14 protein-coding genes and 1 riboswitch are annotated in these 15,073 nt (G+C 44.5%); of the genes, 8 read left to right on the top strand and 6 right to left on the bottom strand.

Going from position 1 to position 15,073, the window contains the following annotated elements; translation table 11 throughout:
• Nucleotides 1-52: 52 nt before the first annotated feature.
• Nucleotides 53-2,065 (top strand): Na+/H+ antiporter, encoded by a 2,013-nt coding sequence (locus MHI44_RS07505; protein WP_015714699.1) that lies wholly within the window; start codon nucleotides 53-55, stop codon nucleotides 2,063-2,065.
• Nucleotides 2,066-2,108: 43 nt separating this feature from the next.
• Here the strand turns inward: MHI44_RS07505 and yvgO are convergent, their stop codons facing one another.
• Nucleotides 2,109-2,594 carry a stress response protein YvgO gene (gene yvgO, locus MHI44_RS07500; RefSeq protein WP_003243913.1) on the bottom strand — a complete coding sequence of 162 codons (486 nt, stop codon included), beginning with the start codon at nucleotides 2,592-2,594 and terminating at the stop codon, nucleotides 2,109-2,111.
• A 222-nt stretch (nucleotides 2,595-2,816) separates the two neighbouring features.
• Here yvgO and pgoN point away from each other — a divergent pair, with 222 nt between their 5' ends.
• Nucleotides 2,817-3,647, top strand: a complete 831-nt coding sequence (pgoN, locus tag MHI44_RS07495) for a glyoxal/methylglyoxal reductase (RefSeq protein ID WP_015483687.1) — start codon at nucleotides 2,817-2,819, stop codon at nucleotides 3,645-3,647.
• A gap of 29 nt (nucleotides 3,648-3,676) precedes the next feature.
• Here pgoN and modB read toward each other — a convergent pair whose 3' ends face one another.
• Nucleotides 3,677-4,369, bottom strand: a complete 693-nt coding sequence (modB, locus tag MHI44_RS07490; protein WP_339203249.1) for a molybdate ABC transporter permease subunit — start codon at nucleotides 4,367-4,369, stop codon at nucleotides 3,677-3,679.
• Nucleotides 4,341-5,123 carry a molybdate ABC transporter substrate-binding protein gene (gene modA, locus MHI44_RS07485; protein WP_339203247.1) on the bottom strand — a complete coding sequence of 261 codons (783 nt, stop codon included), beginning with the start codon at nucleotides 5,121-5,123 and terminating at the stop codon, nucleotides 4,341-4,343. The genes modB and modA overlap by 29 nt, the downstream gene beginning before the upstream one ends.
• Nucleotides 5,124-5,233: 110 nt before the next feature.
• Here modA and MHI44_RS07480 point away from each other — a divergent pair, with 110 nt between their 5' ends.
• On the top strand, nucleotides 5,234-6,160 hold the full coding sequence (locus MHI44_RS07480; protein ID WP_043858963.1) for a substrate-binding domain-containing protein: 927 nt from the start codon (nucleotides 5,234-5,236) through the stop codon (nucleotides 6,158-6,160).
• Between the two features lie 28 nt (nucleotides 6,161-6,188).
• Here MHI44_RS07480 and MHI44_RS07475 read toward each other — a convergent pair whose 3' ends face one another.
• Both MHI44_RS07475 and MHI44_RS07470 read right to left on the bottom strand, forming a co-directional pair.
• Nucleotides 6,189-8,042 carry an LTA synthase family protein gene (locus MHI44_RS07475; RefSeq protein ID WP_339203245.1) on the bottom strand — a complete coding sequence of 618 codons (1,854 nt, stop codon included), beginning with the start codon at nucleotides 8,040-8,042 and terminating at the stop codon, nucleotides 6,189-6,191.
• 99 nt (nucleotides 8,043-8,141) lie between these two features.
• The gene (locus tag MHI44_RS07470) at nucleotides 8,142-8,624 is read right to left on the bottom strand and encodes a metal-dependent hydrolase (protein ID WP_003228444.1); all 483 of its coding nucleotides are present in this window, start codon (nucleotides 8,622-8,624) and stop codon (nucleotides 8,142-8,144) included.
• A 166-nt stretch (nucleotides 8,625-8,790) separates the two neighbouring features.
• Here MHI44_RS07470 and sspJ point away from each other — a divergent pair, with 166 nt between their 5' ends.
• Nucleotides 8,791-8,931, top strand: coding sequence for a small acid-soluble spore protein SspJ (gene sspJ, locus MHI44_RS07465; RefSeq protein WP_003221612.1), 141 nt, complete (start codon nucleotides 8,791-8,793; stop codon nucleotides 8,929-8,931).
• 116 nt (nucleotides 8,932-9,047) lie between these two features.
• A riboswitch (Lysine riboswitch) is annotated at nucleotides 9,048-9,227 on the top strand.
• Nucleotides 9,228-9,330: 103 nt separating this feature from the next.
• On the top strand, nucleotides 9,331-10,740 hold the full coding sequence (locus tag MHI44_RS07460) for an amino acid permease (protein ID WP_021480593.1): 1,410 nt from the start codon (nucleotides 9,331-9,333) through the stop codon (nucleotides 10,738-10,740).
• Nucleotides 10,741-10,974: 234 nt separating this feature from the next.
• Here MHI44_RS07460 and MHI44_RS07455 read toward each other — a convergent pair whose 3' ends face one another.
• Nucleotides 10,975-11,922 carry an iron-hydroxamate ABC transporter substrate-binding protein gene (locus MHI44_RS07455; RefSeq protein ID WP_339203243.1) on the bottom strand — a complete coding sequence of 316 codons (948 nt, stop codon included), beginning with the start codon at nucleotides 11,920-11,922 and terminating at the stop codon, nucleotides 10,975-10,977.
• A gap of 205 nt (nucleotides 11,923-12,127) precedes the next feature.
• Between MHI44_RS07455 and MHI44_RS07450 the strand changes: the two genes are divergently transcribed.
• Genes MHI44_RS07450 through MHI44_RS07440 form a run of 3 tightly spaced genes read left to right on the top strand, consistent with a single transcriptional unit; the run spans nucleotide 12,128 to nucleotide 15,009 of the window.
• Complete coding sequence (locus MHI44_RS07450) at nucleotides 12,128-13,174, top strand: iron ABC transporter permease (protein ID WP_339203241.1); 1,047 nt, start codon at nucleotides 12,128-12,130, stop codon at nucleotides 13,172-13,174.
• Nucleotides 13,174-14,184, top strand: coding sequence for an iron ABC transporter permease (locus tag MHI44_RS07445; protein WP_085185792.1), 1,011 nt, complete (start codon nucleotides 13,174-13,176; stop codon nucleotides 14,182-14,184). Before MHI44_RS07450 ends, MHI44_RS07445 begins: the two co-directional genes overlap by 1 nt.
• A gap of 15 nt (nucleotides 14,185-14,199) precedes the next feature.
• Complete coding sequence (locus MHI44_RS07440; protein WP_339203239.1) at nucleotides 14,200-15,009, top strand: ABC transporter ATP-binding protein; 810 nt, start codon at nucleotides 14,200-14,202, stop codon at nucleotides 15,007-15,009.
• Nucleotides 15,010-15,073 lie beyond the last annotated feature (64 nt).

The following is a 15,073-nucleotide window of genomic DNA, read 5'->3' as shown; positions in this document are numbered from 1 at the left end:
AGATTTTTTGGCTCATCATGCCGACACACAACAGACGAAGGAGGTCATGCATTTGGACATATTTTTAGTTGTGCTCGTATTATTAACGATTATTGCGATTTCTAATATCGTGAACCGGTTTATTCCGTTTATTCCGGTGCCGCTGATTCAAGTGGCTCTTGGGATTCTTGCCGCCTCATTTCCACAGGGACTTCATTTTGAATTAAACACCGAATTGTTTTTTGTTCTTTTTATCGCGCCTCTGCTATTTAATGATGGAAAGAGGACACCGCGGGCAGAGCTTTGGAATTTAAGGGCTCCGATTTTATTGCTTGCACTCGGCCTTGTATTTGCGACTGTGATTGTAGGCGGCTACACGATTCACTGGATGATTCCTGCTATTCCGCTGGCAGCGGCCTTTGGACTTGCGGCCATTCTTTCACCGACTGATGTCGTCGCTGTCAGCGCATTATCAGGAAGAGTGAAAATGCCAAAAGGAATTCTTCGCCTGCTGGAAGGTGAGGGGCTGATGAATGACGCATCAGGTCTGGTGGCCTTTAAGTTTGCGATTGCAGCGGCAGTGACTGGTGCATTTTCATTAGCACAAGCGGCTGTCAGCTTTGTCTTTATTTCTCTCGGAGGCTTGCTGTGCGGGGTTGTCATTTCATTTTTGATTATTCGTTTTCGCCTATTTCTGCGCCGCCTTGGCATGCAGGATGTCACGATGCATATGCTGATTCAAATTCTGACGCCGTTTGTGATTTATTTGGCAGCTGAAGAAATCGGCGTTTCCGGCATTTTAGCTGTTGTGGCTGGCGGTATTACCCATGCGGTTGAACAGGATCGTCTGGAATCAACGATGATCAAGCTGCAAATTGTCTCCTCAAGTACGTGGAACATTATTTTATTTATTTTGAACGGCCTGGTCTTCGTTATTCTCGGCACGCAAATCCCTGATGTTATTTCTGTTATCTTTAACGACACTGCCATCAGCAACATGAAGGTGATCGGCTATATCCTAGTCATCACATTTACGTTAATGCTCCTGAGATTCCTGTGGGTGCTGTTCTTCTGGAACGGCAAATGGTTCTTTAATAAAGATCAGAACATCTATAAACCGGGTCTTCGTTCGACGCTGTTAATTTCGATTTCCGGTGTGCGTGGAGCAGTAACGCTTGCAGGTTCTTTTTCCATTCCGTATTTCCTGGAGGACGGCACGCCGTTTCCGGAAAGAAATCTGATTCTCTTTTTAGCAGCCGGCGTCATTTTATGCACGCTTGTCATTGCTACCGTTGTGCTGCCGATTCTGACTGAAAAAGAAGAAGAGGACGAGGAACGAAACAAGAAGCTGCTGACGGCGAGACGCAAATTGATCAAAACAGCCCTTCAAACGATTAAAGAGGACATGAATGAGACAAACAAAACGGCCTCTCTTGCGGTGATAGCTGAATACAATGAGAAAATGAAAAATCTTCGTTTTCAGCAGTATACATCGTCTAATCGCATCAAAAAGCACGAGCGTAAAGTCCGTGCCCAAGGGGTTAAGGCAGAGCAAGAGGCGCTGATGAAAATGCTGGAGCGGGGAGACATCCCGGAAGAAACAGCAAATGTGCTGCAAGAACGATTTAACGAGTTGGAAATTTTGTATGCGAACCCGTTTAAAGTCGGATTATCAAAAACAAGGCTCAAGAGGCTGATGTATTGGATTTTCTTCGGTGAACATAAAAAGCCGGAGATGTCGATTTTAAATGAAGCGGGATTGATACGGGCAACAAGAGTGAAAACGGCAAAAGCAGCGATAGAATATCTGGAAAAACACAAGACGGAAGAGCATAAAGAAGTGTTTTTATCTGTCATTACATTCTATAAACAGTTAATTTTCAGGCTGGAGCACAGCCATCATGAGCTGAAATCAAGCGCCCATTTTGAAAATCAGAAGCTGGAAGTGAAGCTGAAGGCTGTACAGGCGATCAGAAATGAAATTCAAACGCTCTTTGAGGAGAGGGAAATTTCCCGGGACATTTCCCATGAGCTTCGCCAATACATTAATGATGTCGAAGCCGCCATGCTTGAAGGCGGCGAATAAATGCAGCAAAAAAGCTGGCGTTAGAGCGCCAGCTTTTTTTATATTAAGGGCGATGAAATGCGACAGTGCTGCCATCCCGGTCGAACCAGCCTCTGAAGGCCCAGTTGATCCAGCCGCCATCGCCTTTGTTTGTAAAGGTTCCGTCTTCAAATACCCAAATGCCATACGTAATGCCGTCGTAAACGGCTGAGCCGTAAAATTGCACACCGTTCAAATGATCTTCATATTCCTGGCTTAAATTAAAGACCATGACGTTATATTTTTGGCCGGACGCGTAGAAGGAAGACTCCATGAGGTTTTTCACAAAGCCATCCCTATTCTGTGCGGATTTGATGGCATCAGCGATCTGGTTGGCAATTCCAAGTACATCCAGGTTGACGTTTAAACCTACATCAGCGGCAGTTGTTCCAGCAGTAGTTGTCTGCGACATCTTCGGAGCAGGATTTTCTTCAGCGGAAGCAAAGGACAAAGGGGCAATTGTCAAAGCGGCACCAAGAGCAAGTGTCATTGGGATACGAATACGTTTCAAGTTGTTTCCTCCTTTGTTTTCATTTGGTTACACTACACGCATACCCTGCTCAATGTATTTGTAATCTCAATATTGTTAAAATAGGAAAAAAATAGTGTTTGAATTTGCCTGTGCTGTGAAAAAAGAAGCAAAAAGAAGGTCTTAAGCGTATTATTGGTATCGGCTGAGAGGAATGTGAGATAATATAGACGCTTACATTTCAGTGAAAGGGTGGAGGTTCAAGTGCCAACAAGTTTAAAAGATACTGTAAAGTTACATAACGGAGTTGAAATGCCTTGGTTCGGTCTGGGCGTTTTTAAAGTAGAAAATGGTAATGAAGCGACTGAATCAGTGAAAGCGGCAATTAAAAATGGCTATCGCAGTATTGATACAGCAGCGATCTACAAAAATGAAGAAGGCGTTGGCATCGGGATTAAAGAATCAGGTGTGGCAAGAGAAGAGCTCTTCATCACATCAAAAGTGTGGAATGAAGATCAAGGCTATGAAACAACTCTTGCTGCCTTTGAAAAGAGTCTGGAAAGACTGCAGCTTGATTACTTAGATTTATATTTAATCCATTGGCCTGGCAAAGATAAATATAAAGATACATGGCGCGCGCTTGAAAAGCTGTACAAAGACGGCAAAATTCGCGCGATCGGCGTCAGCAACTTCCAAGTTCATCATTTAGAAGAGCTGTTGAAAGATGCTGAAATCAAACCGATGGTGAACCAAGTTGAATTTCACCCTCGCTTGACGCAAAAAGAATTAAGAGATTACTGCAAAGCGCAAGGCATTCAGCTGGAAGCGTGGTCTCCGCTCATGCAGGGACAGCTTTTGGATAACGAAGTGCTGACACAGATTGCTGAAAAACACAATAAATCTGTGGCTCAAGTGATTTTGCGCTGGGATCTGCAGCATGAAGTTGTAACCATTCCAAAATCCATTAAAGAACACCGTATCATCGAAAACGCTGATATTTTTGATTTCGAATTGTCTCAAGAAGACATGGACAAAATTGACGCATTAAATAAAGATGAGCGTGTCGGCCCAAATCCTGATGAGCTTCTGTTTTAATCAAAAAACTCCCCGTTACGGGGAGTTTTTTAGTGCGTTTTTTTCTGTTGAATGAAAAACAGCATCAAAAAGGAAATGACAACAATACAGACGACCCACGCCCAAGCCAGAGTATTGTTGCCGGAATCCAATGCGACATATATCGCCGTCGGCAGTGTTTGCGTAACACCGGAGATGTTTCCTGCAAACATGAGTGTTGCGCCAAATTCTCCGAGCGCCCGCGCAAGGCAGAGGATGCTTCCGGTCAGTAACGAAGGATAGGCAAGCGGGACGGAGATATGGATAAACACTTTCCATCTGCTAGCGCCGTCTACCATTGCCGCACCTTGTATATCGGGATCAATGTCAGCAAATCCGGTTTTGGCTGATTGATACATAAGCGGAAAGGCTACAACAGCCGAGGCGATCACAGCGGCCCACCAGGTGAAAATGACAGGCTGCTGGAAAATCCACTCGATGGCTTGTCCGATGAAGCTGTGCTTTCCGAAAATGACGATCAGAATAAAACCGACAACAGTAGGCGGAAGAACGAGCGGAAGCATAAAACATGTTTCGAGTGCCGTTTTTCCGAAAAATGATGCCCGTGACATCCATGCTCCAGCAAGTGTTCCGAGAATAATGACAGCAATTCCGGCAACTGCCGCCACCTGAAAGGAAAGCACAACGGGTGTGAAAAATTCTGAAGCGCTTATGCTACTTGGCAGTAAAGCCATATTTCTCAAATACTTTCATTGCTTCATCAGATTGCAGGTATTCGTAAAATTCCTTCGCTTCCTTACGGTGTTTTGTATCTTTTACGATTCCTAACGGATAGACAATTGGGCTGTGTGTATCTGCTTTTGCCTCGTCAATAATGTTGACCTTTTTCGAGACGAGGGCATCTGTTTTATAAACAACACCTGCGTCTACATTGCCGGTTTCAACATAAGAAAGAACTTGGCGAACGTCTTTTCCATACACAATTTTATCCTTCACTTTGTCCCATAAAGACAGCTTTGTCAGTGATTCTTTCCCATAAGCTCCTGCCGGTACGGATTCCGGAGTGCCAAGAGCGATTTTTTCTGATTCAGCCAGATTGCTGAAGCTTGTCACAGGTGAATCTCCGTTTTTCGGTACGACCAGCACAATTTCATTACCGACTAATTCAGTGCTGTCTTTTTTTGCGATATCTCCATCATCCACCAGCTTTTTAAATTTATCCTCAGCAGCTGAGAAGAACAGATCGGCTCCTGCTCCTTGAGAAATCTGTTTTTGCAAGGCGCCGGATGAGCCATAGTTATCTTGGATGGTAATATTTTGATGCTCTTTTTCATAATTTTTTTGGATTTCCTCAAGTGCATCCTGCGCGCTGGCGGCAGCTGAGATGGTTAACGTTACTTTTTTCTCGCTGTCCGTTGAAGACTGGTTTGAAGAACAGCCTGCTGCAAGCAGAAAAGCAGTTAAGGCTGCGATGAAAATAGAATACTTCTTAAACATGATTGCACCCCTTATCATTAGATATAACTAATTATAACTGATTATGTTTGGTTTATGTGGGTTTTTTTACATTCGGCGAAAAGGTATAATAAAATAGGAGAGTGATGATGATGAATGAAACCTCTTCCTATACGATAGAAGAAGTTGCAGGTCTGCTGAAGGTATCAAAGCTGACCGTTTATGACTTGATTAAAAAAGGCGTGCTGCCTGCTTACCGTGTCGGAAGGCAGATGCGTGTGGATGAAGAAGATTTAAAGCAATATAAAACGAATATGAGAATGTCTCAGCCCATCGCTGCAAAAGAAGCGCCGAAACAGGTGCAGGAGGCTGAGCCGGACGGCAGACCAAATGTCATGATCAGCGGACAGGACATTTCGATGGATATCCTCAGCAAGCATTTGGAGAATGCCATTCAGGAGACGCCGCTCCGTAAATACAAAGGAAGCTTAAACAGCCTGATTGATATGTATCAAGGCAAGTGTGACATTGTCAGCCTCCATTTGTACGATGCAGAAACGGGCCAGTATAACGCGCCTTATGTAAAACGGATTTTGACAGGTGAACCGTTTTGTCTCATCAATGTCGTTCTCCGCAAAGCAGGACTGTATGTGCAAAAAGGGAATCCGAAAAACATTCAAGGCTGGAAAGACTTGAAAAGAGCCGATATCCGGATCATCAACAGGGAAAAGGGTTCTGGCGCAAGGGTGCTCCTTGATGAACAGCTTGGCTTGCTTGGTGTGAATCCGGCTGATGTAGTGGGATATGGCGATATCGTGACTGATCATTACGCTGTCGCTTCACAAGTTTCAAGCGGACAGGCTGACGCGGGAATCGGGGCGCAGCACGCGGCACATATGGGCAGTGTTGATTTTATCCCGCTCATCGACGAACAATATGATATTGTCGTTTTGAAAAAACATGAGCAGCTGCTTAAGGCCGTGAAGGAGATTTTGAATTCTGAGGAATACAAGGCGAATTTGTCTCAATTAAACGGCTATGAAACGAAGCTGACTGGCAAGGTGATATTGGAAACGTAAAAAATCCCTCTTGATAGAGGGATTTTTTTCATTCGGAAAACCTGAGCAGGTCACCATTTAAAATTTTATCAGAGAAAGACAGTTCTTCGTTTACTTTCTCCTTATAAGGGAGGCACGCATCCTGATCTTCCAGCACTTCACCTGTTTTTTGGCTATAGCACGTGTTCTTTGTGTATATATAATCGTTCGTAATAAAGCTGCCGTTTCGCAGAACGGCGAATGGGGTGCGGTCGCCCGACAGCAAATCATTGCCGAATTGGATATCGCCTTTTGTCTCAACGCCGAGCAAATGCATCAGCGTCGGCCTGACGTCGACCTGTCCCCCGGCATCAGGGATGGTTTCCGGCTTTTGATCGGTGATTCCCGGGATATGTATGATAAACGGCACCCGCTGGAGCTGAACGTTGTCATACGGTGTGATTTCGTCTTTCCCTAAAAACTCAGCCATTGCCTCGTTATGGGCTTCAGAAATGCCGTAATGATCTCCCATAAATACGATCATCGAATTTTCGTATAAGCCTTCGTCCTTCAGTTTTTTGATAAAATGCTTCAATGCTTCATCCTCATAGCGAACCGTGGTCACATAGCGGTTTAACAGATCACTGCTTGAATCGAATTCATCTATCAGCTGATCCTTTTCATCAATCTCAAACGGAAAATGATTCGTTAACGTGATAAAACTGCTGTAGAACGGCTGTGGCAGGCTTTTCAGCTTTTCGGCGGACTGCTCTAAAAATTCTTTGTCTTTTAAGCCCCAGCTTGTCGATGTCCCGGGAGTGACATGAAAATCATCAACATCAAAAAAGCGGTCAATGCCAAATGTATCGTACATGACATCTCTGTTCCAAAATGTTTTATGGTTAGCGTGAAAGACGGCTGAATAATAATCGTGCTGTTTCAGCGATTTATACATCGTATGAAATTGATGGTCGCTTTTCGTGAAAAAGACGGCGCCGCTAAGGGAAGGATACAGTGAGTTAGCGACGATAAATTCTGAATCTGATGTTTTTCCTTGTTCTGTTTGCTGATAGAAATGATCAAAGGAATAGCTTTTTTTAATGAGATCATTCATAAAAGGGGTAATTTCTTTTCCATTTACTTTTTCATTCAGAACAAAGCTTTGGGTCGATTCAAGTGTTACAAAGATAACATTGCGCCCCTTTGCAAGGCCGAATTTGCTTTGATCAGGCTTGCTGTAATCAGCCTCTGTGTAGTTTTTAATGGCAGTTATACTGTCTTCATCGGCAAAAGCTTTCGCGCTGATATTAACAGTCTGAGAAATTGTATCGTAAATATGGAACTGAAACAGACCGATGCTTTTGACGAGCATTTCCCGGTCAAAAGAATGTGCCAAAAGCTTCGGCTGCTGTACTTCTGCAAGTGCCAGTGTGCATAAAAGCATGCCGCAGGAAGCTGCATAGTACCGTTTGATCGTGCGGGGAGCGGCTTTTGTCTGTGGGTGTTTGGTTTTTCTGGCGAACAGCAGCAGAAAAACCAAATCCACAAACAGGGCGATAAACAGAGGATGGAACAGTTCTTTTACACTGCTGCCCATATCGCTCATGTTGCTGGCCTGAAATAAAACCGGAATGGTAATAAAATCGATATAAAAGCCGTAAAAAATCGTATTAGAGATCAAGATAACAGTCAGAACCAAATTGGCAATCAGCAAAAAGGCCCGCTGCTTGTTTTCTTTTAGAAGCAGGCCGATCCCGAATAAAGGAAGAATAAAGCTGAGCGGGTTGACCAGCAGCATTAGCTCCTCCAACAGAGTATCGATTTGCAAATCAAAGCCGAGTTTATATATCACATACGTTTTGATCCACATAAATAAGATCGAAAAAAATAAAAACCGCTGATTGTGAAAAAAGGTTCCTTTCATCAATATGACTCCTCACGTGTTCTTGATCATCTGCATGAAATGCTTCTTAAGTAAAACCTACTAAAAACAGCCGGTTCAGACAAGTCTCAGCACTCATGTTTAAAACATGCGGCCATGAAACAGCATATAAAAGTAGTAACATGAAGCAAGGGTCAGGCCGGCTAGCACGAGCTGCTCAGAAAAACTGCCTGTCTTCATATATAATGGAAGCCGAACGCGGATCGTGGAAGGGAATAATAATTTGATTCCGTTCACCGTCCAAGCGTCAAGAATCAAGTGGCTCGCCATTCCGATCATCAGGCCGGCTGATATGTTTTTATCTGGAATGTATGTAGAAGTGATAAAAAACATGATGAGCATAAACAGCAGGCTGTGTGTAAAGGTGCGATGGCCAAAAACGGAGCTGACCACTTTCGATAAAATAGGAAATTTTCTCCCGATTTTGCTTTGTGTGTGGCAGATATCGGGTATTAATGCTCCAACCGCGCCTGACGCAGCCATAAGCACTGGATCAAATCCATAATAATAAGCCGCTGCCGTACAAGAAGCGATGCCTCCCATGATGTGTGTTTTTCCTGTCATTTGCCGCTTCTCCTTTTATCTTTTGCAAAAAATCTCTGAATTACAAATATATCAAGAGAATGTATGTTTGATCAACAGGACTTTGGACGATAAAAAATATCCCGCATAATTTTTCAGGAAAGAGGCATCTTAAACATGTACCTATTTTTTAAAAGAGGTGATACGAATGGGTTTCTTTAATAAAGATAAAGGAAAACGTTCCGAAAAAGAAAAAAACGTAATCCAAGGAGCTCTTGAAGATGCTGGTTCAGCTCTAAAAGATGATCCGCTTCAAGAAGCTGTGCAAAAAAAGAAAAATAATCGATAACCACATGCGGATAGGGCTTGGCTCTATCCGTATTTTCCATCTGTTCCCTTTGACAGATCATCCTTTCTTTGATAACCTTCTGGGAGTAACTGAATAATTAAATCCTCACTCTTTCTCAGTGAGGTAGAGGTTGCGCGGATGATGAGTCACACATGCTAGGCTGACAGGGGCTGTTAAACATGTGTAAAAGGCATCAGCGCCGAAGTGTGGAGAAAGCCGATCCTTCTCTATGCTGGGACTGTATCTGAATAAGTGCAGGACTGCCGCGTGCTTTTTCGCGGAGGGCTATCCGGAGATCAAGGGTGTGTGTTTCTTTAAGCATGGACTTTTGTTCAGGCTTTTTTTGCGTTTATATGATCTCGGGGTCTGGTCCGTACAAAGAATCATGGAGGTACTGGAATGGAACAGACAAAAAAATGGGGTTTTTGGTTATTAACGGCGTTTGTCGTTGGAAATATGGTTGGATCAGGAATTTTCTCCTTGCCGAGCTCGCTTGCTTCAATTGCGAGTCCGTTTGGAGCTACGTCCGCCTGGCTTTTGACAGGTGCCGGCGTGCTGATGATTGCACTTGTGTTCGGACACTTGTCCATTCGCAAGCCTGAACTGACAGCGGGACCGCAAAGTTATGCAAGAGCGCTGTTTTCTGACCCGAAAAAAGGCAACGCTGCCGGTTTCACAATGGTGTGGGGCTACTGGGTGGCGAGCTGGATCAGCAACGTGGCGATCATCACAAGTCTCGCCGGTTACTTGACTTCGTTCTTCCCGATCTTGGTTGATAAACGTGAGATGTTTTCGATCGGCGGGCAAGAGGTGACACTCGGCCAATTACTGACGTTTGCCGTATGTACGATCTTGTTATGGGGAACGCACGCGATTCTTGTTGCCAGCATTAACGGCGCAAGTAAATTAAACTTTGTCACAACGCTTTCTAAAGTATTAGGTTTTGTCTTCTTTATCGTTGCCGGTTTGTTTGTGTTTCAAACGACATTATTCGGTCATTTTTATTTCCCGGTTCAAGGAGAAAACGGCACAAGCATTGGAATTGGCGGCCAGGTTCATAACGCCGCGATTTCTACACTGTGGGCGTTTGTCGGAATTGAATCCGCGGTGATCCTGTCCGGCCGTGCGCGCTCTCAGCGTGATGTGAAACGTGCGACAATTACCGGCTTGCTGATTGCCTTGAGCATATATATTATTGTGACTTTAATTACGATGGGTGTTCTGCCGCATGATAAGCTTGTCGGCTCTGAAAAACCATTTGTTGATGTACTCTATGCGATTGTTGGAAACGCGGGAAGCGTGATTATGGCGCTTTTGGCTATCCTTTGTTTATTCGGAACGATGCTCGGCTGGATTTTGCTTGGCTCTGAGGTGCCATACCAAGCCGCTAAAGCAGGAGATTTCCCGGCATTTTTTGCAAAAACGAATAAAAAGGGAAGTCCGGTCATTGCACTCATTATTACAAACGTCATGTCACAGGTCTTCATTTTCTCGGTTATTTCCCGGACAATAAGTGACGCATTTACATTTTTAACGACAGCGGCTACACTCGCATATTTAATTCCGTATCTGGTATCTGCAATCTACAGCTTGAAGGTAGTCATCAAAGGTGAAACGTATGACCAGCTGAAAGGCTCCCGTGTAAGAGACGGATTGATCGCGATACTGGCGTGTGCATACTCCGTGTTTGTTATCGTAACAGGCACAGCAGATTTAACGACATTTATACTCGGCATCGGTTTATTCTTTGTCGGCTTAATCGTTTATCCATTTGTGAGTAAAAAGTTCCAGAAAGAAAAACAAGCATAATGAAAAGACACCTGATTTGCTCAGGTGTCTTTTTTATAAAATCACAATTTCTCCTGTTAGGAATCCGTTCGTTAAATATGCAAAAAACGTTTTTCAGTCTCTCCAGCATAAAAAAACTGATCGTGATGAGGATGCAGCTTAATATGAATGGCTCAAAGAAAATATCCGATATGATTCAAATTGAGCCGTTCCTTATAAATAAGCAAAAGAGCCGCGGGCAGGCGGCTCTTTTGTTTATTTAGTCAAGCTTTCCGTAATAAACTCCAGTTGTCCTTCTAATGAAATCGGGTCTGTGAAATAGAATCCGATCGGATCCATCTTGTATACATGGCCATTTTTAACGGCATTCAGGTTCTTCCAAATGGAGCTTTCAAAAACGCCGCCATCATCACCGCCTGATTGCCATGAGCCCGCGAAAATGTAATCTCCGGCGAAGTCAGGGAGCTTCTCTAATGAAATACTTGTATAACCTGGCCCCTGGTCAATGGCTTTTTCTTTTGTCAGCTTTGTAGCCTGCAGGCCGAGGTCTTTGTAAATGATGCTTCCGCCTCTTCCAAAGTCTTTACCAAATACGTAAATGTCTTTTCCGTTCGTTTGCATAATGGAAATGGTTTTGTCACCGACCGCTTTTTTGATTTTTGTTTTAGCGGCCGCAACTTTTTTATCCCACTTGGCCAGCCATTTTTCAGCTTTATCTTCAGTTCCCGTCATTTTTGCAAATTCTTTCAGCTGTTCGATGTTGTCGAGCTTATCGTATTTTACTGCGACAGTCGGCGCAATTTTTTCAAGCTTTTTAATATCAGCGCCCTGTGTTGTCCAGACGATAATCAGGTCAGGGTTCAAATCAATGACCTTTTCAACCGAAGTGCCGTCTCCGATGTTTTCGACGCCGTCGGTTTTTCCTTTGTAGTAAGGGTTTTTAAATACATTCTCAGGCGCACCGACAACGTTGATGCCGAGTGTTTTGAAGTAGCCGTAATAGCCGTCTGCCATGACAACCACCCGTTTAGGATGCTTCGGGATTTTTACATTTCCGTTTTCAGCCTTGTATGTAAAGGTTTCTGCGCCTTTTGAATCAGAGGCAGAACCTTTGCTTTCTGAGTTATTCCCGCAGGCTGCCAGCGCTGCAATCAATAACAGGGCAAAAAACGCGGCTCCGAGTTTCTTGTATATATGGGTCATATCTCATACCTTCTTTCTAAAAGATAGATGAAAAAGAGAATCATTATCATCTGTGATTATACCACTGCAAGTGCCGGTTGACACGATATTTTTGCAAATGCATTTTCATTTTTGTTCAAAACACTCTATTAAATCAGCTGAAAAAAGTGATATACTGAAACAGCAATTGATAATCATTATCAGTAACAGAAAGGAAGTACGGCAGTTGAGTCAACATAAAAATATACGGACTGCATCAGAAGAAATCCAATGGACGTCAAGGACATATGGCGCGGTCATCGTCCTTATCGCAGGTCTATGCCTGCTTTGCCTTGGCGCATTTTTATCCATATCCCTAGGTGCAGCGGATATTCATTTGCGCACTGTATGGGAGGCCATTTTTCATTATCAGCCGACAAAGACATCTCACCAAATTATACATGATCTTCGACTGCCGAGAACGGCGGCTGCCGCGCTTGTAGGCGCATTGTTGGCAGTGTCGGGAGCAATCATGCAGGGGATGACGAGAAACCCTTTGGCAGAGCCTTCGATTATGGGTGTGACATCAGGCTCTGCGTTTGCGGTTTCGATTGCGTTTGCCTTTTTTCCCGGACTTTCTGCAATGGGGCTTGTGCTATGGTCCTTTGCGGGAGCGGGGATGGGGGCATCGACGGTAATGGGCATAGGCATGTTTTCAAGGGGCGGACTTACGCCTGTAAAGCTTGCTCTGGCGGGTACGGCAGTTACTTATTTCTTTACCGGCATTTCAACTGCCATTGCAATCCGCTTTGATGTCGCTCAGGATATCAGCTTTTGGTACGCAGGCGGGGTAGCGGGTGTGAAATGGTCGGGGGTCCAGCTTTTGCTTATTGCAGGGGCTGTCGGTTTAACGCTCGCGTTTTTCATCGCCCGGTCTGTTACAGTGTTAAGTCTCGGTGACGATCTGGCAAAAGGGCTTGGACAATATACATCAGCGGTGAAACTGGTTGGCATGCTTATTGTAGTAATTCTGACCGGAGCTGCGGTTTCCATTGCCGGCACCATTGCATTTATCGGGCTGATCATTCCGCATATTACCCGTTTTTTGGTCGGTGTGGATTATCGGTGGATCATTCCTTGCTCGGCGGTGCTCGGTGCTGTTTTGCTTGTTTTTGCTGACATAGCGGCCAGACTCGTAAATGCGCCCTTTGAAACGCCTGTCGGCGCGCTGACTTCTCTGATCGGCGTTCCCTTTTTCTTTTATTTGGCACGTCGTGAAAGGAGAGGGCTGTAATGAAAATAAAAACAAACAAACCGCTTATTGTAATGGCTGTGACCTTTTTGCTTATCGTGGTGGTCTTTTTTATCAGTCTCAATTTGGGCGTTATCAAAATTGCACCGCTTAAAACGCTTCAGGTCTTTTTCGGCCAAGGAACGGCGCGTGATGAACTTGTCTTATTTGAGTTCAGGCTGCCTCGGATCATCCTTTCTTTGCTTGTTGGAGCAGGGATCTCCGTAGCTGGAGCCATTTTGCAAAGCGTGTCTCAAAATGAACTTGCCGAGCCTGGTATTCTCGGAATTAACGCCGGCGGTTCACTTGCTGTAGTGCTTTTTATATACTTTTTTCAAGGGTCAGCTTCAGATCTCAGCTTTTTCGGAACATTTATGCTGCCATTCAGTGCTTTGGCAGGAGCAATCCTCGCTGCGTTTCTCATTTATATTCTGGCATGGAAAAAAGGCGTGACACCGATTCGGCTGATTTTAGTCGGCATAGGGGTGAATGCCGGATTCAACGCCCTGTTGCTGATTTTTCAGCTCAAGATGGACCCTCATGATTTTATGCAAGCCGCGGTTTGGATATCCGGCTCAATATGGGGGGCGAACTGGAATATGATCTGGGCGATTCTCCCTTGGATTGTGATCTTGCTTCTGTTTACTTTATATAAGGCACGCTATTTGAACATTATGCAGCTCGGAGACCAATTGGCGACCGGACTGGGCACCGCTGTTGAAAAGGAAAGACGGATTCTTCTTCTGGCAGCGGTCACTCTTGCCGCTTCATGCGTGGCAGCTGCGGGGGGCATTGCGTTTCTCGGATTGATCGCGCCGCATGTGGCTAGAAGGCTGACCGGTCCACGTCACCAGACGCTGATACCGGTCTCCGCCTTCATCGGCTCATTCCTGTTTTTGCTTGCTGATACGCTGGCGAGAAATGTATTGGCACCATCAGAAATTCCGGTCGGACTTGTCATTTCCGTGCTAGGTGCGCCTTACTTTATTTATTTATTGATGAAAGCGAATTAGAGGAGGGGGCCGAATATGAATTCATTATCAACGGAACAGCTTGGAATCGGTTATGGCGACAGGGTGATTGTAGAGGATTTAAATATATCGATTCCTAAAGGGAAAATTACCACCTTAATTGGCCCGAACGGCTGCGGGAAATCAACGATTTTAAAAACAATGTCCAGAATTATGCGTTCACATGCAGGTGCCGTCTATTTAAACGGCAAAGCGATTCATAAAATGTCTACAAAGGACATTGCAAAAGATATGGCGATTCTTCCACAGACACCTGAAGCGCCGAGCGGCCTAACAGTGCACGAATTGGTGTCGTACGGCAGGTTTCCGCATCAATCAGGATTCGGCAGATTAAATGACGAAGACCGCCGGATTATCAAATGGGCGCTTGAAGAAACAGGCCTGGCTGAATATGCTGAACGGCCGATTGAGGCATTGTCAGGCGGACAGCGTCAACGCGTGTGGATTGCCATGGCGCTTGCGCAAGGGACGGAACTGCTTCTGCTGGATGAACCTACAACGTATCTTGATCTTGCACATCAGCTTGAAATTCTGCAGCTGCTTGACAGACTCAACAAAGAGCAAGGGCGGACGATTTTAATGGTCATTCATGACCTTAACCATGCAGCTCGTTTTTCTCATTATATGATCGCGCTCAAAAAAGGCACGGTCATCAAGGAAGGAACTGCACTGGAGGTCATGACACCGGACATTTTGAAGCAGGTATTTCAGATTGATGCCGAAATCGTGACTGATCCCCGTACAAATAAACCTGTATGCTTGACATATGACTTGATTAAAAATGAAAAAGAGCTAGTTACTGTATGAAAAAATCCCGGTTTGAAGCCGGGATTTTTTTTATTCGGCTTTGAAAATACAATTTTTCTATTTG

It is taken from the genome of Bacillus sp. FSL K6-1366 (assembly GCF_037976695.1).
GTDB lineage: Bacteria > Bacillota > Bacilli > Bacillales > Bacillaceae > Bacillus > Bacillus subtilis.
Note: the sequence above shows the minus strand (reverse complement) of the source record. Positions and strands in the feature narration are given on the sequence as shown.